The 17,766-nt window shown below is 58.3% G+C and carries 16 protein-coding genes; 10 read left to right on the top strand and 6 right to left on the bottom strand.

The annotated features are described in order from the left end of the window. Positions 1-53 precede the first annotated feature (53 nt). The 3 genes from D0Z70_RS00360 to D0Z70_RS00370 are packed head-to-tail and all read right to left on the bottom strand — an operon-like array spanning position 54 to position 2,661. Positions 54-701, bottom strand: a complete 648-nt coding sequence (locus D0Z70_RS00360) for an ABC transporter ATP-binding protein (protein ID WP_119743447.1) — start codon at positions 699-701, stop codon at positions 54-56. After that, positions 698-1,495, bottom strand: a complete 798-nt coding sequence (locus D0Z70_RS00365; RefSeq protein ID WP_119743448.1) for an ABC transporter permease — start codon at positions 1,493-1,495, stop codon at positions 698-700. The genes D0Z70_RS00360 and D0Z70_RS00365 overlap by 4 nt, the downstream gene beginning before the upstream one ends. Positions 1,496-1,497: 2 nt before the next feature. Next, positions 1,498-2,661 carry a KpsE/RkpR family capsule polysaccharide export protein gene (locus tag D0Z70_RS00370; protein ID WP_119743449.1) on the bottom strand — a complete coding sequence of 388 codons (1,164 nt, stop codon included), beginning with the start codon at positions 2,659-2,661 and terminating at the stop codon, positions 1,498-1,500. A 220-nt stretch (positions 2,662-2,881) separates the two neighbouring features. Here D0Z70_RS00370 and D0Z70_RS00375 point away from each other — a divergent pair, with 220 nt between their 5' ends. The 6 genes from D0Z70_RS00375 to D0Z70_RS00400 are packed head-to-tail and all read left to right on the top strand — an operon-like array spanning position 2,882 to position 8,313. After that, positions 2,882-4,003, top strand: a complete 1,122-nt coding sequence (locus tag D0Z70_RS00375) for a polysaccharide biosynthesis/export family protein (RefSeq protein ID WP_338054895.1) — start codon at positions 2,882-2,884, stop codon at positions 4,001-4,003. A 32-nt stretch (positions 4,004-4,035) separates the two neighbouring features. Further along, positions 4,036-4,602, top strand: a complete 567-nt coding sequence (rfbC, locus tag D0Z70_RS00380) for a dTDP-4-dehydrorhamnose 3,5-epimerase (protein ID WP_119743451.1) — start codon at positions 4,036-4,038, stop codon at positions 4,600-4,602. A 3-nt stretch (positions 4,603-4,605) separates the two neighbouring features. Continuing rightward, entirely contained in the window at positions 4,606-5,667 is a 1,062-nt protein-coding gene (gene rfbB / locus D0Z70_RS00385; protein WP_119743452.1) for a dTDP-glucose 4,6-dehydratase, read from the top strand. After that, positions 5,664-6,551: a dTDP-4-dehydrorhamnose reductase gene (gene rfbD / locus D0Z70_RS00390; protein ID WP_119743453.1), complete on the top strand. Its 888-nt coding sequence runs from the start codon at positions 5,664-5,666 to the stop codon at positions 6,549-6,551. The genes rfbB and rfbD overlap by 4 nt, the downstream gene beginning before the upstream one ends. Before the next feature lie 22 nt (positions 6,552-6,573). Beyond that, entirely contained in the window at positions 6,574-7,443 is an 870-nt protein-coding gene (gene rfbA, locus D0Z70_RS00395) for a glucose-1-phosphate thymidylyltransferase RfbA (protein ID WP_119743721.1), read from the top strand. A gap of 54 nt (positions 7,444-7,497) precedes the next feature. Then, a complete protein-coding gene (locus tag D0Z70_RS00400; RefSeq protein WP_119743722.1) occupies positions 7,498-8,313 on the top strand; it encodes a class I mannose-6-phosphate isomerase in 816 nt (271 codons plus the stop codon). 209 nt (positions 8,314-8,522) lie between these two features. On the opposite strand, the gene D0Z70_RS00405 is transcribed toward D0Z70_RS00400, so the two are convergent. Both D0Z70_RS00405 and D0Z70_RS00410 read right to left on the bottom strand, forming a co-directional pair. Beyond that, on the bottom strand, positions 8,523-10,016 hold the full coding sequence (locus D0Z70_RS00405; protein WP_119743454.1) for a phosphomannomutase: 1,494 nt from the start codon (positions 10,014-10,016) through the stop codon (positions 8,523-8,525). Positions 10,017-10,065: 49 nt separating this feature from the next. Further along, positions 10,066-11,151 (bottom strand): mannose-1-phosphate guanylyltransferase/mannose-6-phosphate isomerase, encoded by a 1,086-nt coding sequence (locus D0Z70_RS00410; RefSeq protein ID WP_119743455.1) that lies wholly within the window; start codon positions 11,149-11,151, stop codon positions 10,066-10,068. A gap of 630 nt (positions 11,152-11,781) precedes the next feature. On the opposite strand from D0Z70_RS00410, the gene D0Z70_RS00415 reads away from it, so the two are divergent. Further along, entirely contained in the window at positions 11,782-12,948 is a 1,167-nt protein-coding gene (locus tag D0Z70_RS00415; RefSeq protein WP_119743456.1) for a nucleotide sugar dehydrogenase, read from the top strand. 34 nt (positions 12,949-12,982) lie between these two features. Here D0Z70_RS00415 and D0Z70_RS00420 read toward each other — a convergent pair whose 3' ends face one another. After that, positions 12,983-13,804 (bottom strand): phosphotransferase, encoded by an 822-nt coding sequence (locus tag D0Z70_RS00420; protein ID WP_119743457.1) that lies wholly within the window; start codon positions 13,802-13,804, stop codon positions 12,983-12,985. Positions 13,805-14,257: 453 nt separating this feature from the next. Here D0Z70_RS00420 and D0Z70_RS00425 point away from each other — a divergent pair, with 453 nt between their 5' ends. From D0Z70_RS00425 to D0Z70_RS00435, 3 genes are read left to right on the top strand one after another with little or no spacing between them, the layout of a single operon-like run. Continuing rightward, positions 14,258-15,880 (top strand): glycosyltransferase family 2 protein, encoded by a 1,623-nt coding sequence (locus tag D0Z70_RS00425; RefSeq protein WP_182913791.1) that lies wholly within the window; start codon positions 14,258-14,260, stop codon positions 15,878-15,880. A 2-nt stretch (positions 15,881-15,882) separates the two neighbouring features. Continuing rightward, positions 15,883-16,659 carry a DUF5672 family protein gene (locus D0Z70_RS00430; RefSeq protein ID WP_119743459.1) on the top strand — a complete coding sequence of 259 codons (777 nt, stop codon included), beginning with the start codon at positions 15,883-15,885 and terminating at the stop codon, positions 16,657-16,659. Positions 16,660-16,704: 45 nt separating this feature from the next. Beyond that, positions 16,705-17,679, top strand: a complete 975-nt coding sequence (locus D0Z70_RS00435; RefSeq protein ID WP_119743460.1) for a phytanoyl-CoA dioxygenase family protein — start codon at positions 16,705-16,707, stop codon at positions 17,677-17,679. The last annotated feature ends 87 nt before the right edge of the window (positions 17,680-17,766 follow it).

The raw sequence follows: 17,766 nt of genomic DNA on the forward strand, positions 1-17,766 counted from the left end.
ATTTCATTCTTAATGCAACACCGTTAGCGGCATGTTACATCTATCAAAACATTTCACAGGTTTGAATAATCTTCAATTGCTGTGTCGATATCGTCATAAATGGTCGCATCGCCTTTGTGAATAACAACGGCCTTGGTGCAAAATTGCCTGACGAATTCGGTGCTGTGGGACGCAACGATCATGCCCCGGTCGGTGCGCTTGTCGAACATTTCGGCTTGGCATTTGCGTTGGAAATTCTGGTCGCCCACCAGGATGATCTCATCGATCAGATAGCATTCGAACTCAATCGCAAGTGACAGGGCAAAGGCGAGGCGCGCGCGCATACCGGACGAATAGGTCTTGACCGGCATCCGCAATTGACGACCTAGTTCGGTGAATTCCTCCACGAACTGCCGGACCCTGTCATAGTGACGATTGTAGATTCGGGCGATGAACCGGGCATTGTCATAACCGGTCAGGCTGCCCTGAAACGCGCCTGTAAAGCCAAGGGGCCAGGATACCGACATCTTGCGGATGATCCTGCCGGACGTGGGCAGTTCCACGCCGCCGATCAGTTTGATAAGCGTGCTCTTGCCGGCACCGTTCCGTCCCAGCAATGCGATCCGTTCACCCGGTTGCACGATGAGGTTAATACCATTCAGAACCTGCTTGCGCTCGCCATGATGCTTGTAGGATTTGGTGATGTTGTCACAAATAATCATTCGACGCTCAACTTCCCGCGCACGACGCGACACAGGATCAGGCCGAACATGGTAAAGACAATCGTACAGCCAATGGGATTCCAGATATTATAATAGGCTGTAATATTCGCGCCCCATATGCCCTTACGCATCATTTCCATGCAATTGACGAATGGCGACAGGAGCAGGAAGTCGCGCACACTCGGATGCATCCAGGATACAAGGTAAAGTAGCCCGGAGAAAGGGATCATCACGTAGGTCGTCACAGGCACGAATTTTTCCATCGCTTCTGATACTTCGGACAGCGGCGCGATGATCAGGCACAGCGAAAAACAGAATAGGGCGTAAAGGAACCAGCCTGCAATCAGCAATCCAATATCGTCGGGAACGGGAAATTCACCGACGGCATGTAGCACGATGCCCATGAAGAGATAGGCCATCATCCCACCGAGCAGTTCGATGTTGAACCGGGCGATGATGAAGTCCACGATCTTGATCTGGCGATGGTATAGCAGGCTCTGATTGACGGTGAAGACCGCTACGCTGCGCGATACGCTGTGACGGAACAGGGTGATGGGAATATAGCCGGTCGCCACGAATGCCATGATGCCTATTCCATGTTCGGTCGGCCCATGGGTGAAATGCCAGATTATGCCGACCAACCCGCCAAATAGCAGCGGTTCGGCCATGATCCAGAGAAAGCCAATATTTTCCCGGCCAAAGCGGGTGATCAGCTCACGGATCATCAACGCATGGATGACGCGGATCTGGGCCGCCCATCCGTCGCGAAGTTTATGCAGGCCGCTTTTTGCCATGCTCACTCGTCCGGCGCGTGCTCGAGAATGCCGATTCTGAACATCCACATAATGAAATACAGGCAAAATGCGGCGGCTGCGACGGTTATGATGTTGATCAGCCGCTTGGGCAATAGCGGCATGTCTGGCAGGTTGGGATTGACCACGCGCTCCAGATAGAATTGCTGACGCTGCGCTTCGGACCGGGCCTGAACCAGCGCGGCGTTGGCCGCATTCAGGCTCTGGGTAGCAAATTCCTGCTCCACCAGCAGATTTTCATAACCACCCATCTTGGATGCAATGCCGTTGCCACTTCCAACGACTCTACTATCCTGCCCGGCAATCTGCACCGAAATGGCATTGATGCGATTACGCAAGGCAGGGATTGATGGATTGTTCGGCGCGACTTGCCGCATCAGATCCAGCTGGGCCTGCAACGTGGCCCGCTCGGCCACCATGGCGTTGGCTATCTCCAGCACCCCAACCGCCTGCTTGCCTGGATCGATCAGTGACTGACTGTTGCGATATTGCGACAGAAGTATACGCGCGCTCCTCGCGCGTTCGGTAGCAAGGGCCACCTGGGCCTGGGCTTCGGCAATGGCCTTGCTTTGTGCTCGGGCGTTAAGACGGTTGACCAGCGCCTCGCTCAACTCCAACAATCGGCGGTTAATGACATAGGAGTCCTGGGCCGTGAAAGCCTTGACTTTGATGGTTGCCGTGCCTGTTTCCGCGTCCATCCGCGGATCGACCATCTTTTCATAAAATTTAAACAGGCTTTCGAAGCTGTTGTCGGAAAAAGGCTTGGGAAAGCGGCTCAGAAAATCGGCCTGCGGCGACGAAAATCTCTCCCGGACCTGGATGTCCTTTTCCAACTCCCTGAGAGCGTCGCGAGAGCGGACATAGGCAAGCACCTCATTCGCCTGTTCCTGCCCGCCCGACAGGCCTGTCGTCTGCACAAGATTGGCCAGCGACGAGATTTGCGATCGTTTCTGGTCGGCACTCTTGATGGTGAACCGCGATTCCGAAATGTATATGTCAGCGGCGATCAGACCATAATATAGGATGGCAAGGGCGGTCGGCAAAACGACACAAAACAGGAACATGCGTCGTTTTTTTACCCATTGCAGGGGCGTAGCATGACGAACCGGCATCTCGGCATCAGCGGAGAATGAGGGATTGACGTTCATAAATTTGCGCAGCGCCTCATACGGTAATCTAATCACCCTTGCGCTAGGCCAACATCACCTCAGGTGCAAGGCCAAGAAGCATGAAGGACAAACATGTTGGATAAAGTGACGCAGGCGCAAGAGGAACTATTGTCCATTCTCGGATCGCAATGCTAAGGCGTAGCGTTGATAAGCCGCAGCTTCGAGATATTTATCCATGCACGCAAAAAATAGCATTTATTTGGCCCTGCTCACAGGCCTTGCAGGCTGCGCCACCCTGCCTTCGAGTGGCCCGACCGGCGGGCAAATCGAAAAATCGGCCGTTGCGTTACAGGATGGCACTCCTATCCAGTTGGTCCAGATCAAGTCCGGGGCCGATGTTCCGGTACCAGTCAACGCTCCATCGCCCTCGACGTTTCTGCCGGTTCTGGCGCCCACGCCGACCAACATGGTGGGGCCGGGCGATATATTGGACATCAACATTTATGAAGCGGGCGTCAGCCTGTTTTCGAGCGGTGCCACCGGCGGATCACTGTCCCAGGTCTCCACCATGCCTGGCGTGCAGGTGCAGAAACTGCCGCCGACGCGCGTCGACGACCAGGGCAACATCACTATCCCCTATGCCGGGAAGATGCAGGTCGCGGGGCTGACGACCGCAGAGATTGAAGCGACGATCCGCAATTCGCTTAAGCGCCTTTCGCAAAATCCGCAGGTGTTGGTAACATTGAGCCAGGTGATCACCAACTCGATCATCGTGGGCGGTGAAGTGGCGAAGCCGGGACGCCTCGTACTACAGACGAATCGCGAAAGCCTGTCCGACGTTATCGCTCTTGCTGGCGGGTATCGTGGGGATTCGAAGGACCTGATGGTCCGCATCCTGCGCGGTAATTCCAGTGCGGATATTCGCATAAACGATATGGTCGAAGATCCCACGCTCGACATTCGCATCCGCCCTGGCGACCGGCTGATGCTGGTGGACGATCCGCGGACCTACTCCATTCTCGGCGCTTCGGGCCGGGTCGAACAGGCATCCTTCCGCCGCTCGTCGGTATCCCTGGCCGAAGCGGTCGCTACTGCCGGCGGCACCAATCCCAATCTTGGCAATCCTGCCGCGATCTTCCTGTTCCGCTACGTCAAGGATGCGGAGGGCAAGGAAGTGCCGATCGTCTATCATATCAACATGATGCAGACCGGCTCCTATTTCCTCGCTCAGAAATTCACGATGCAGGACAAGGACGTCCTCTATTTTGGCAATGCAGCAGCCAATCAGCCCAGCAAGCTGGTTCAACTCATCAGCCAGCTCTTCTCACCCGTGCTGAGCGTCACGAGCGCGGTTTCCGTGATTCAGAACAGCGGAAACTGATCAGAACCGGCTCGCGCTTTTTGAGAGATACTATGGAAGTTCAGACCTACGCTATTGCAGGCGTCAAGCTTTTGATCCCTCGCCACATTGGCGACGATCGGGGCTATTTTGCGGAAACCTTCCGCGCCGATTTGTTCGCTGAGCAAATCGGCGAATATTCCTTCCTGCAGGACAACGAATCGCGCAGTGCCAAAGCAGGCACGATCCGCGGCCTGCATTTCCAGAGCGAGCCCTATGCCCAGGGCAAGCTGGTTCGCTGTACTGCCGGTGCCCTGTTCGATGTCGCGATCGACATCCGCCAAGGGTCGCCCACATATGGCCAGTGGGTCGCCGAAACATTGACCCCCGACAATGGCAAGCAACTCTGGATCCCACCGGGATTCGCTCATGGCTTGTGCTCGCTCGAACCCGATACCGTCATCGCCTATAAAGTCACGGGCAGCTATTACAGCGTCGAATGTGACAGGGGCATTGCCTGGAACGACCCGGCGATCGGTATCCAATGGCCCGATGCGGCCGACCCCGAAACCCTTTCGGCAAAGGATCGCAACCATCCGTTGTTGGCCGATCTTCCTGCCTATTTCAGCTGGAGCAACTAATCCATGCGTGTAATCGTCACCGGCGGCGCCGGTTTCATTGGCTCGGCCCTTGTCCGCTATCTGGTGCTGGAAAAGGGTTATAACGTCCTGACCATCGACGCACTGACCTATGCAGGTTGCGAAGCCTCTCTCAAGGAGGTCGAGGGCAAAAACACCCACCAGTTCCTGCACGCCAATATCTGCGATCGCGACGCGATGGATGCGGCGATCACCGGGTTCAAGCCCGACCGCATCATGCATCTGGCCGCCGAAAGCCATGTCGACCGCTCGATCACCGGCGCGGCCGATTTCATCCAGACCAATGTCGTAGGCAGCTTCACCCTGCTGGAAGCCGCCCGCGCCTATTGGAACGGCCTCGACGCCGATGCCAAGGCTGCCTTCCGCTTCCTCCATGTCTCGACCGATGAAGTCTATGGTTCGCTGGGCGATGAAGGCCTGTTCGAGGAAACGACCCCCTACGATCCAAGCTCGCCCTATTCTGCGTCCAAGGCAGCGTCCGATCACCTCGCGAAAGCGTGGCAGCGTACCTACGGTCTGCCGGTGGTCGTGTCCAACTGCTCGAACAATTATGGGCCGTATCACTTCCCCGAAAAGCTGATCCCGCTGACCATCCTCAACGCGCTCGAAGGGCGCAAGCTGCCGGTTTATGGCAAGGGCGAGAATATCCGCGACTGGCTCTATGTCGATGATCATGCCCGCGCATTGGACATCATCATCGAAAAGGGCGAACCGGGCGAAACCTATAATGTCGGCGGCCGTAACGAGCGCAAGAATATCGACGTCGTGCTGCGCATCTGCGCCGTGCTGGACGAACTGGTGCCGACCGATACGCCGCGCGCCAATCTCATCGAATATGTCACCGATCGTCCGGGCCATGACGCCCGTTATGCGATCGATGCAACCAGGCTGGAGAATGAACTGGGCTGGCGCGCGCAGGAGAATTTCGACACCGGCATCGAAAAGACGGTGCGCTGGTATCTGGAAAACAAGTGGTGGTGGCAGCCGCTTCGCGAACAATATGACGGTCAGAGGCTCGGTCTGACCACGGCCAAGGTGCCTGCGTGAAGATTGCCGTCACCGGGAGGACAGGCCAGGTCGTCACCAGCCTGATCGAACTGGGTACGGCCGCCGGGCATGAAGTGATCGCAATCGGCCGCCCTGATCTCGACCTGGCCGACCCGGCGTCGGTCGCGCGGGCGCTGACGGCAGCAGCGCCCGACGCGATCGTGTCCGCCGCCGCCTATACCGCGGTGGACAAGGCTGAAAGCGAAAGCGATCTCGCTTTTGCGGTCAACGGCGCAGGGCCGGGCGCGGTGGCGCTGACGGCCAAGTCGCTTGGCGTACCGCTCATCCACCTCTCGACCGACTATGTGTTCGACGGGATGCTGGACCGGCCCTATGTGGAAAGCGATCCGACCGGTCCGACCGGCGTCTATGGCGCGTCGAAGCTGGCAGGGGAAAAAGCGGTGCTGGACGGCCACGACAACAGCGCCGTCCTGCGCGTCGCCTGGGTCTACAGCCCGTTCAGCAGCAATTTCGTCAAGACCATGTTGCGTCTGGCCGGCGACCGCGACGAAATCGGCGTAGTGAGCGACCAGGTCGGCAATCCGACCAGCGCGTTGGCGATCGCCGGCGGCATCTTCCAGGTAGCTACCAATATGGTCGCTGATGCTAGCCCGTCGTTTCGCGGCGTCTTTCACATGGCAGCGCAGGGCGAAGGCAGCTGGGCCGATTTCGCGCAGGCAATCTTTGCAGCATCGGCAGCGCGCGGCGGCCCGTCCGCATTGGTGCGGCCTATCGGCACGGCCGACTATCCCACGCCTGCCGCACGGCCTGCCAATTCGCGGCTCGACTGCGGCTTGATCGCCCGCATCCATGGGGTAACGCTACCGGACTGGCGCGGGTCGCTGGACGATGTGATGGATCGTCTGCAACCGGCCAACAACTGATTATCTGAGGGACCATATGAGCATGAAGGGTATCATTCTTGCCGGGGGCAGCGGAACGCGCCTCTATCCGATGACGCTGTCGACCTCAAAGCAGCTCATGCCAATCTATGACAAGCCGATGATCTATTATCCGCTCAGCACACTGATGCACGCAGGTATCAGGGAAGTGCTGATCATCTCCACCCCGCGGGATCTGCCTGCTTTCCAGTCGCTGCTGGGCGACGGTTCGGCCTGGGGCATGACCATCGACTATGCCGAGCAGCCCAGCCCGGACGGTCTGGCGCAGGCCTATATCATTGGTGCCGATTTCGTCGCGGGCCAACATTCCGCGCTAATTCTGGGCGACAATATCTATCATGGCCATGGCCTGCCCGAAATTCTCGCCAGCGCATCGTCGCGGACCAGCGGGGCGAGTGTGTTCGCCTATCATGTCAACGATCCCGAACGCTATGGCGTGGTGAGCTTCGACGATGCCATGAAAGCTGTCTCCATCGAGGAGAAGCCGGAAAATCCCCAATCCAACTGGGCCGTCACCGGCCTCTATTTCTATGACGAACAGGTCGTGGACATAGCCGCAAACCTCCAGCCTTCGCCCCGTGGCGAACTGGAGATTACCGACGTCAACCGCGTCTATCTCGAACGCGGCGAACTGAACGTGGAAATCATGGGCCGCGGCTATGCCTGGCTTGATACCGGCACGCCCGACAGCCTGCTCGACGCCGCCGATTTCGTTCGCGTCCTCGAAAAGCGCCAGGGTTTCAAGATCGCCAGTCCAGAAGAAATCGCTTATCGGCAAGGTTTTATCGACGGGCCACAACTGGAAAGGGCGATCGTCAAGCTCGGCAAATCCGATTATGGCCGCTATTTGCGGAACTTGTTGATCGAACGCTGAGGTACCCGATTACCCCTTGGTTCCACAGAAACGGATATGACGGATATGGATGAGATGCAGATACAAAAGCTTTCTCCCCATTATGTCGAAAAGCCGTGGGGCCGGACAGACCTCCCATCACTCTTCGCTGCGGGCGCGGGCCGCCAGATCGGGGAAGTCTGGTTTGAAAGCCCCGATCGGCGCGACCTTCCACTGCTGGTCAAATATATCTTCACCAGCGAACGGCTGTCGATCCAGGTGCATCCCGACGACGTGCAGGCCGTGGCCAAGGGGCTGCCGCGCGGCAAGGAGGAAATCTGGTATATCCTCGATTGTGAGCCGGGCGCGACCTTGGGTATCGGCCTGACGGCCCCCATGTCCCCCGACCAGTTCCGCACAGCGGCGCAGGACGGATCGCTGGAACAATGGATCGACTGGAAGCCGGTGAAACCGGGCGACTGCTATTTCATTCCCGCTGGCACCGTCCATGCCATCGGCGCGGGCATCACGCTCGTTGAAATCCAGCAAAATGCGGATATCACCTATCGACTCTATGATTATGGCCGTCCCCGCGAACTGCATCTGGACGATGGTGCCGCCGTCAGCCGCCTCCAGCCCTATGGCCGCGCCCTGACCGAAGCGCCGCTGGGCAGCGAAGCCCGGCTGATCGCCGACAGCGAAGCGCCCTTCTCACTCGATCTGGTGCATTGGACGACGGATCAAAGCCTCTCCCTGCCCGATGGCAAACTGCTATGGTTCACACCGCTGACTGGCGCAGGCACGGTCAATGGTCTCAGCTGGGAAAAGGGCGACTGCCTGCTGCTGGAGGGCGAGTGCATCTTCACCCTGACGGCAGGGCCGGTATCGGCCCTGCTCGCCATCCCGCGCTGAACCGGCCGATATATTGCCCGCCTCCGCCTGCGCGTAAAATGGGCAACCGGCCAATATCCGCAAGCCCCTGATTGTAAAGGGAAATAGGATTATTCCGGCTACATCTGGAACGGAGCAGCCAAAATAAATCGTTGATTTACCACGATTTGCTGTTGTGCAAACAGCCAGTCATTGTCCAGCTCACTGTCGGCTTTTCCGCTGATATCAGGTCAGACCACGATAGTGTAATCGCGAACCAGTTTCAGAGCCTGCTCGTTAAGGGTCGCGGCCCGCTGGACATTGTCGCTTTCGGTGTAGCAGCGCAGTTCCGGCGCATTGCCGCTGGGTCGTAAATGGATGATGTCGCCGCCAGTAAAATGGATGCGCAGTCCGTCGGTCCGGTCGATCCTGTCCGCTTCGCCCGCCAGCGCCCCGAACATATCCGTCAGCCGCGCCAATATCTCCGCCTCGCTCCCTTGCTCCAGATGCGCGATCAGCGCCTGGCTCTGGGCTGTTGGGTAATTCTCCAGCCGCTCGCTGAACGTATAGCGCGCCGGCAATTGTGCCTGTAGCGCGGACAGAGTGACGCCCCGCCGGCGCGCATCGACCAGCACCGACAGGATCGGCAGCACTGCGTCGCGCGTCGGCAGCGCGGGCAGAATGCGTCCTTCCGCCTCGACCGGAGTGGCGATCAGGAAACCGCCATTGGCCTCATAGCCGCAAACGCTCCCCTGCCCTTCTGCGACCAGCCCGTTCATCGCCTCGATCACGAAGGGCGATCCGATGCGGGTCCGCCGCACGGACCCAAACAGGCCCGACAGTTCGACCGCGCTGTTGCAACTGACCGGCGTTGCAATCGCACCGATCCCCAGCGCTCGCGCGCTCAATATGCCCAGCACATCGCCGCGCATCCACAGGCCATGCTCATCAGCCAGCAAGGGCCGATCGGAATCCCCGTCAGTGGACAGGATCGCGTCCAGCTTGAGCGCCGCCGACCATTCCTGCGCCAGCGCTTGGTCCTGAGGGCGAACCGCCTCGGTATCGACGGGAATGAATCGGTCGGACCGGCCCAGTGACACTGCATCCCCGCCCAGCGCCTTGACCAGCGCAACCAATAAGTCGCGGCCGACGGCGGAATGTTCATATATGCCCAGTTTCAGTCCGGCCAGCGCCTGCCCACCGAAGAAATCGACATAGCGCGCGATATAGGCGGTTGCGACATCCACCAGCGGCGCTGCGGGCTGCGCATCCTTCAGCATCCCGTCCCCATCGAACAGGTCAGGCAGGGACACGCTCTGGGTGCGAATGGCCAGTTCGTCGGGTTTCAGCACCTCCCCGTCGATGCGGTTGAATTTGATGCCGTTGCGGTCGTCGGGAATATGGCTGCCCGTCACCATCAGCGACGGGATGCCCCGCGCGAACCCGTAGGCTGCGACTGCGGGCGACGGCACGAAACCGCAATAATCGACTTCCCCGCCCATATGCCGCACCGCCGCCGCGCAGGCCGCCATGATGCGAGGGCTGGAAGGACGCAGATCACCCGCGATCGCCACATGGGTGCCGGGTGAGAACTGCCCGATATCGGCCAGATGCTGTAGGAAAGCACAGCTATAGGCGAAACAGACCCGGTCCGTCATGGCGCTGACCAGCCCGCGCGCTCCACTGGTGCCGAACGCGACGCCGGACTGCGTCATCAGGTCGGCGATGGAGGCGGATTGCATCATATATTTCCTTATGCCCGCATGTCTGCGCGGCCGTGCGATGGAAAGAAAATCAGTGTGTGGTGGTAGCGGCCGTGAGGGACTTGAGCGCTTCAGTCACCTTGCGCACTTTCTGGGATTCGCCGCGCTTAAGGATCATGACATCGCCGTCCGACACGACGACGATCAGGTCGTCGACATCGACCAGCGTAACCCGCGGACCGTCGCTGTGAACAAGGCAATTTTGAGCACCCAGCAGCAGCGCTTCGCCCCGCACCGCATTGTTGGCCGCATCTCTGGCGCTGATGGCGTGCAGGGAATCCCAACTCCCCACATCCGACCAACCCATGGCGACAGGGACGCAGGCGACATGCGCTTCGCGTTCCATGATCGCATAGTCGATCGAGTCCGAAGGACAGGCATGAAAGGCCATGGCTTCGGGAAAAACATGCGCGCCATCACGCCTGGCCTGCGTCATCGACGTCCGAACAGCCGCCAGCATATCCGGTTGATGCCGTCCCATGGCGGCCAGATAGGCGTCGGCGCGAAACAGGAAGATGCCTGCGTTCCAGACATGGTTGCCTTCTGCCAGCATCTTTTGCGCATTGGCGACATCGGGCTTTTCTACGAAGCGCACGACCTCATGCACCGCCTCGCCGCAGGACTGGCCCATCTGGATATAGCCATAGCCGGTTTCCGGGCCGTCGGGGGTGATACCGAAGGTCACAAGCGACCCTTTGCCAACCAGCGGCAAGGCGCGCGCGATAGCTGCGTGGAACGCGGGCAGATCGGCGATGACATGATCACTCGGCATCACCAACAGTGCATCATCAGCCTGCGCTTCTAGCGCAGCAAGCGCGATGGCGGGCGCGGTATTCCGGCCGATCGGTTCCAGAATGAGAAGATAATCTTCAATTCCGCTCTGTCGCAACTGGTCATCGATAATGTCCGTATGTGCAGCGTTCGCCACCAGGATCGGACGGCCGATCGGTGCGGAGTCAAAACCTTCTAAGCGCATAGCTGTCAATTGAAGCATGGTCAGTTCGGCGGTCAACGGCAGCAATTGTTTGGGATGTTCCGGCTTGGAAACGGGCCAAAGCCGCGTACCCGATCCTCCAGACAAGATGACGGGAACAATATTCATGAGGTCGCTAGCCATGTTTCGCCTGAATTAATCAAAAGATATTGCTGCTTTGCAGGCTCATACCGCAACCTGCCTAAACGTCATGTGTGCAAAGTGAAAGCTTGCCAAGCCTTTAAAAGCTCCCACAGCAATGTGAAACAGCAGACTTTGTGATCCGGCCGCAACCTTTAGTCAACCATGACCGGGTCAAGAAACGCAAAGCTAGATTCGTTCACTCATAAGGCCGACCTTCTGACCATAGCGGCTCTCGCGGACCATCGGTAACCGGCCGTGTCGGCATGTAACGGGGCCGCGTGCCCGCTACATGATGAACAGTGCCATTGCTCGATTTTTAGCCTTCAGTTGCATGTCGGAATTGATATGAGCAGGCCCAAAATCCAATATACGCCTAAAATGCCAATCGATGGAGGCACGAACATCGAAACAAAACGCAGCGATTATGTGATCAGTTCTTTGTGACATATAAATGAAAAGAAAGGAAAAAATTTGCGCTTGTGCTTCGCCCCGCGAACGGCTGTAAGCTGACGGCATCGGTCACAATGATGTGTAAACTCGGATGGCTTACATTCAGGTTTGCGTGAGAATCGGGTCCGCACCCTAATGGCGCAAAATTCGCCACCACTGTCGCGTGATGCGGGGGAAAGAATGAAGATCGCAGTTTTCGGGATCGGCTATGTCGGGCTGTCCAATGCCGTCCTGCTGGCTCAGCATAATGAGGTTGTGGCTGTCGATATCACGGCCGAACGCGTCGACATGCTCAACGCGCGCAGATCGCCGATCATCGACGCCGAACTGGAAGAATTTCTCGCAACCCGGCCGCTCAACCTTGTCGCCACGCTCGATCCGCAACAGGCTCTGACCGGCGCCGACTATGTGGTCGTTGCCACGCCGACCAATTATGACGTCGGAAGCAACAAGTTCGACACATCCTCGGTAGAAGCCGTGATCCAGACCGCCAAGGTCATCAGCCCCGACGCAACGATCGTCATCAAATCGACCATCCCCGTCGGTTTCGTAGAAGATGTCCGTCGGCGTCTGACGACCGATCAGGTCATTTTCAGCCCGGAATTTCTTCGCGAGGGGAAGGCATTACAGGATAATCTCCACCCTTCCCGCATCATCGTGGGCGAGCGGTCGGAACGGGCGCGCATCTTCGCCGACCTGCTGTTGCAGGGCGCGATCAAGAAGGATGTCGACATCCTCTTCACCGATCCCAATGAGGCCGAGGCGATCAAGCTGTTCGCCAACACCTATCTCGCCATGCGGGTCGCCTTCTTCAACGAACTGGACAGCTATGCCATCGCGCATGGCATGGACTCGCGCCAGATCATTGTCGGCGTCGGCCTCGATCCACGCATCGGCTCTCATTATAACAACCCCAGCTTCGGTTATGGCGGCTATTGCCTGCCCAAGGACACCAAGCAGCTGCTAGCCAATTATTCCGAGGTTCCGCAAAATCTGATCCGCGCGATCGTCGACGCCAACCATACCCGCAAGGATTTCCTGGCCGACCAGATCATCGCCAAGGCACCGCAAAGGGTTGGCGTTTTCCGTCTGGTCATGAAGGCAGGATCCGACAATTTCCGCCAGTCGTCCATTCAGGGCATCATGAAGCGGATCAAGGCCAAGGGTATCGAAGTGGTGATCTACGAACCCGCCATGCAGGAGGAAGCATTTTTCGGATCGCGGGTGGTGCGCGATCTCGCTGCCTTCAAACAGGAATGCGACATCATCATCGCCAACCGCATGACGTCGGATATCGAGGATGTATCGGACAAGATATTTACGCGCGACCTGTTCGGATCGGATTGAGCGCAAGGCACCGCACTATAGTATAATTATATAGTTACTCCTGGTGCAGACGCCCAATTCCGCTGCTACGCAACGCGTCATCCAGATAGCGATGAAATGCCGGCGTCCGTCCAGCGTTTCGTGCTCGTAGCCAGGCTAGCGCCACGACGGGTCGCCAAAGGTCCATGTCGCGGGGCGTTAGGGTACCCGCTGCCAAATAGCTTTTGCGCAATCGCCCCGCTGCCCAGTCCCGCCACAGATTCGTCACCCAGTCGCTAGGTCCGATACCGAAACGCATCAGCATCTCGGATCGCACGGCATCGGCCGCCGGATGCCCCGCCGCCGCCTTCGACCAGTCAATCACCTTCATCCCCTGTGGCGTCATCATGACATTGCCCAGGTGAAAGTCGCCATGGGTTAGCGCGTCCCCGTCGGGCAGCGTTTCGAGATAGGCAATAGCCGTCCGTTGCAGCGCGATCGAGGCAGGGCCATATGCAATGTCGGTCGCCAATACCTGTTTCAAAGGCCGCAACGCCCCTCCACTCTCCCGATGCATCGCGGCTTGGATGGCCGCCATTCTATCCAGTGCCCATCCGGCCCGCATCGGATTGCGGCGGATCCAGGCCATCAGCGTCCCGCCGTCGAGCCGGGGATAGACGATGCCGCGTCGCCCGTCCCATGCCCGCCGCCCCACCGCGGCTGCGGCAGGTACGCCGCAGGCATAGGCATGACAGGAGGCGTCAACTTCCCGCGCGATCATCTCGTCCGACACGCTATCGCGAAACAGTTTGAGCACCTGGCCATTTCCAAGGTCAAACAGTTGCGCGCTCTCTCCTCTGGCCATCAGGCGTGGCTGTTCACCAAACGGTGCAGACATGCTAGTGGGACTATCCATATCGGCCTACCCATGGCGGCAAATTGCCCGTTTTTCCACCGCAGATAATGCAGATCATGAAGATGGCATGACATTGTACCAGCTTGCCTGAATGATCTGATGATGTAGCCGCGTTCCATACTGGATCGGACAAGCTGCGCCCCGTCAATCCATCAATCATAACGAGAATCTTGTGGCTGAATAAGACGGCTCGCTTTGCCCAGTGATCATTTGCCGATCCACCTAGTTTGGCCAGTGCGCCAGATGCGAATGGCCCAGGATGTTCGGAACGGCCAGGAAGCGAAAGTCGAAATATTTGTACGCATCCATAGCGCCATGAAGTTGTGGCGATTCGACGATATCGGGCAGCTATCTGGAATCGGCTGGTAGGAGTCGCATCCGATCAGACGGATTTTCGTTGTCATCCAGTCCGAAGTCGCTATTTGGTGGGTTTCCATGCAATCGAAATCGACAGGCTATTATCTCGGACGGATTGCGGAAATCTGGCTGACCATATTGGTTCATTTCGATGCCTTCCGTGCTGAGCCGCGGGCTTACCTCACTGCAACGAAATGGTGGTTGAAGCGCAAGCGAGTCCGCGCGCGCGGGCAATTCGCGCCACTGCTCAGCCGGTCGTCGCGGGCTTATCGGCTTTGGATCAGGCGGCAAGACCGAAATGGCAGGCCGTTCAGCCTGCCCGATGCAGATCACCCGATCATCGTCCTGATCGACCTTGAGGGCGGCTATGAGTCCAAGGATTTGGCGGCCTCACTGGAGAGTCTGGCTGCTGAACGCCTGCCTGTGCTTCTGATCGGGTCTCCTGAAACACCAACACTGGGTGCTGCAATCGACCGGATCAACTGGTGCGATCATCCATGGTTGCTGCCTGTCAGCCCCGGCGACAGGATCGCACCCGGTGCTGCCGCCGCCTATCGAGCGGCGATGGAAGAAACGGTCGCGCGGGTCATTTATGCCGATGATGATCTGCTGATCGGTCGCCGCCGCCAACGGCCATATTTCAAGCCGGATTGGAACAGCGAACTATTTCGACATTGTGATTATATAACGGGTGCCTGCATATTGCGGGCGTCCCGATCTGACCTCGAAGCAGTGGCAGACGAGCCAGACTGGCCGGAGCGACTGGTCCGCCGCCTGGCCGGGAAGGAACCACCGCTGCATGTGCAGGTGATGCTACACCATCGCCGCTGCCGTCCTAAGCCCAGGCTGTCAGCAAAACCGCTCGACGTGGCGACCGCCCTGCCTCGAATCTCCATCATCGTGCCGACTCGCAATCGGGTGGACCTGCTGCGCACATGTCTCGACGGCGTCATGTCGACCGACTATCCTGATGTAGAAGTCATTGTGGTGGACAATGACAGCGACGATCCTGATACGCTGGCCTATCTGGCTGCGCTTGATCCGAAGCGATATCAGGTGCTGCGCCATGGCGGCGCATTCAACTATTCGGCAATCAACAATCGGGCAGCTCATGCAGCGCAGGGACGACTGCTCTGCCTGCTCAACAATGATATCGAAGTGACGGAGCCACATTGGCTCGCCACTCTGGCAACACAGGCGCTCCGCCCGGAAGTCGGCGCAGTCGGCGCGCGCCTGCTTTATCCCGATGGGCGCATCCAGCACGCAGGCGTGGTGATCGGCATTGGCAATGCCGCAGGCCATGCTCACCGTTTCCTTAGGCCTGAGGCCGAAGGGTATTTCCATCGCCACAACTTGCCGCAATTCACCATGGCAGTGACCGCCGCCTGCCTGGTGGTCGAGCGCGACAAGTTTCTGGCCGTAGGCGGTCTGAATGAGCGGAATTTCGCTGTCGCGTTCAACGATGTCGACCTCTGCCTTCGCCTGAACAAGCAAGGCTGGCAATCGCTCTATGAGCCGCGTGCCACGCTGATCCATCATGAATCGGTATCGCGCGGCCTGGATTGCGATCCGGTCGGGGTTGTGCGCTTTGCCGGAGAGTTGGCAGCGCTCAAGCAATTGTGGAACACAGACGAGATATACGATCCCTACCATCACCCACAGCTTAGTCGGGCCAGTGAGCAATTTGCGGTGGCGCTCTGATAATGCGTGACCCGTCACCCCGCCTTCATCTGCCGCAGGTCACGTTGTGTGCGGTCAGCTCGGTCAATGTCGCGGCCACCATCCTGGCGCTGGAAACCTGTTTGGGGCAGATTGACGTCGCTGCCTGCAAACTGTTCACCGACAGTCCGGTCAATGTCGTTCATCCCGGGATTACCGTGGTGCCAATCGCACCCATTGCCTCCTCGCGTGCCTATTCCGATTTTCTGCTTTCGCAGATGGTCGATCATGTCGACACGACGCACTGCCTGATTGTCCAGTGGGACGGGCATGTTCTGGATGCGAAATGCTGGCGTTCGGACTTTCTCGATTATGATTATATCGGCGCAAGTTGGCCCCAGTTCACCGATGGACATGATGTCGGCAATGGCGGCTTTTCCCTGCGCAGCCGGCGCCTGATGGAAGCATGTCGTGACCCTGCCTTTCGCCCGCACCATCCCGAAGATGTTGCGATCGGGCGGATCAACCGGACTTGGCTGGAAAGCCAGGATATGCGCTTTGCCCCGCGCGATCTGGCCGATCTGTTTTCGGCGGAACGGGCAGGGGACGTGTCGCGCAGCTTCGGCTATCATGGCGTCTGGCTCATGCCTCGCGCGATCGGCGTGGATGCTTTCTGGGCTCTATATCGCGATCTGGACGATCAGCGTACGATCCGGCATGACTTTTCTGCTATTTTGAAGCAGGTCAGCAGGGGACGAGGATCAATAGGACGAACCCTGCGCCTTCTTTTGGACCAGATGGCCCATCGGGTCGGACGATGATCCTTTCTCGTTACCAATTGCCCACTGGATAAGAGACCGCTGCGCTTGACCAATATCTTTCCTGGCCTGCCTCTGATCGAATCCCCGATATTCGCCGCGTTGAAGGCGGATTGGGGGCTGAATGCGGAAGAAGAGCGGATCGCCACCAGCCTGTATGAAAAGGGCTATGCCGTTTTCGACTTCCCCGATATCGGGCTGGACGATCGCATCGCCCGTATTCAGCATCATCTGGCACCGCGCTATGGCGTCGATTTCTCAGATCCCGGTGCCGACAAGACGTGTGGCGAACGCCGCATCCAGGACGCCTGGACTTTCGATGAGGATGTACGCGCCATCGCCGCCAACCAGGCCGTCATCGACCTGCTGGGCAAGCTGTATGGCCGCACGGCCTTTCCCTTCCAGACGCTGAATTTTCCGGTCGGGACGCAGCAAGAGGCTCATTCGGACTCGGTCCACTTCTCCAGCCTGCCTGAACGTTTTATGTGCGGCGTATGGCTGGCGATGGAGGATGTAGGCCCGGATGCAGGGCCGCTCTTTTATTATCCCGGATCGCATCATTGGCCAATCATGACCAATGCGCTGATCGGGCGCCAAGGCTTTGGCAGTATTCTGGAATCGGCGCAGGATCCCTATGGGCCCGGCTGGCGCGCCTTGTGCGATGCTCACGGCGCGCAGCCGGAAACCTTCCTTGCCCGGAAGGGGCAGGCTCTGATCTGGTGCGCAAACCTCCTCCATGGTGGCAGTCGCCAGAATAATCCGATGCTGACCCGCTGGTCACAGGTCACCCATTATTATTTTGACGATTGCATCTATTACACGCCAGCCTTTTCGGACGAGGCGATCGGCAAGCTCGCCATGCGCAATCTGGTCGCCATCAGCGACGGGGAACCGCGGCCCAACCAATATCTAGGGCAGGTGGTGAAAAATGGAGACAATCCTGAAGGCAAGGCTATGCCTTGGCTCAAACGGCTGAAAGGCTATGCAAAAAGGATGGGCTTGACAACCGGCCACCAGAGCTGATTTTCCAGCTTGCTCTCTCGATCAAAACGGCCTGTAATTTATGAGAGAATATTATATGGAGAGTGTTTATACCGAACATTCGATCAG

This window comes from Sphingobium terrigena (assembly GCF_003591655.1).
Taxonomy (GTDB): domain Bacteria; phylum Pseudomonadota; class Alphaproteobacteria; order Sphingomonadales; family Sphingomonadaceae; genus Sphingobium; species Sphingobium terrigena.

What these genes read in the sequence shown, in the direction of transcription:
- D0Z70_RS00360 (WP_119743447.1), bottom strand. Translation starts at nt 701, where the DNA reads ATGATTATTTGTGACAACATCACCAAATCCTACAAGCATCATGGCGAG.
- D0Z70_RS00365 (WP_119743448.1), bottom strand. Translation starts at nt 1,495, where the DNA reads ATGGCAAAAAGCGGCCTGCATAAACTTCGCGACGGATGGGCGGCCCAG.
- D0Z70_RS00370 (WP_119743449.1), bottom strand. Translation starts at nt 2,661, where the DNA reads ATGAACGTCAATCCCTCATTCTCCGCTGATGCCGAGATGCCGGTTCGT.
- rfbC (WP_119743451.1), top strand. Translation starts at nt 4,036, where the DNA reads ATGGAAGTTCAGACCTACGCTATTGCAGGCGTCAAGCTTTTGATCCCT.
- rfbB (WP_119743452.1), top strand. Translation starts at nt 4,606, where the DNA reads ATGCGTGTAATCGTCACCGGCGGCGCCGGTTTCATTGGCTCGGCCCTT.
- rfbA (WP_119743721.1), top strand. Translation starts at nt 6,574, where the DNA reads ATGAAGGGTATCATTCTTGCCGGGGGCAGCGGAACGCGCCTCTATCCG.
- D0Z70_RS00400 (WP_119743722.1), top strand. Translation starts at nt 7,498, where the DNA reads ATGCAGATACAAAAGCTTTCTCCCCATTATGTCGAAAAGCCGTGGGGC.
- D0Z70_RS00405 (WP_119743454.1), bottom strand. Translation starts at nt 10,016, where the DNA reads ATGATGCAATCCGCCTCCATCGCCGACCTGATGACGCAGTCCGGCGTC.
- D0Z70_RS00410 (WP_119743455.1), bottom strand. Translation starts at nt 11,151, where the DNA reads ATGGCTAGCGACCTCATGAATATTGTTCCCGTCATCTTGTCTGGAGGA.
- D0Z70_RS00415 (WP_119743456.1), top strand. Translation starts at nt 11,782, where the DNA reads ATGAAGATCGCAGTTTTCGGGATCGGCTATGTCGGGCTGTCCAATGCC.
- D0Z70_RS00420 (WP_119743457.1), bottom strand. Translation starts at nt 13,804, where the DNA reads ATGTCTGCACCGTTTGGTGAACAGCCACGCCTGATGGCCAGAGGAGAG.
- D0Z70_RS00425 (WP_182913791.1), top strand. Translation starts at nt 14,258, where the DNA reads ATGCAATCGAAATCGACAGGCTATTATCTCGGACGGATTGCGGAAATC.
- D0Z70_RS00430 (WP_119743459.1), top strand. Translation starts at nt 15,883, where the DNA reads ATGCGTGACCCGTCACCCCGCCTTCATCTGCCGCAGGTCACGTTGTGT.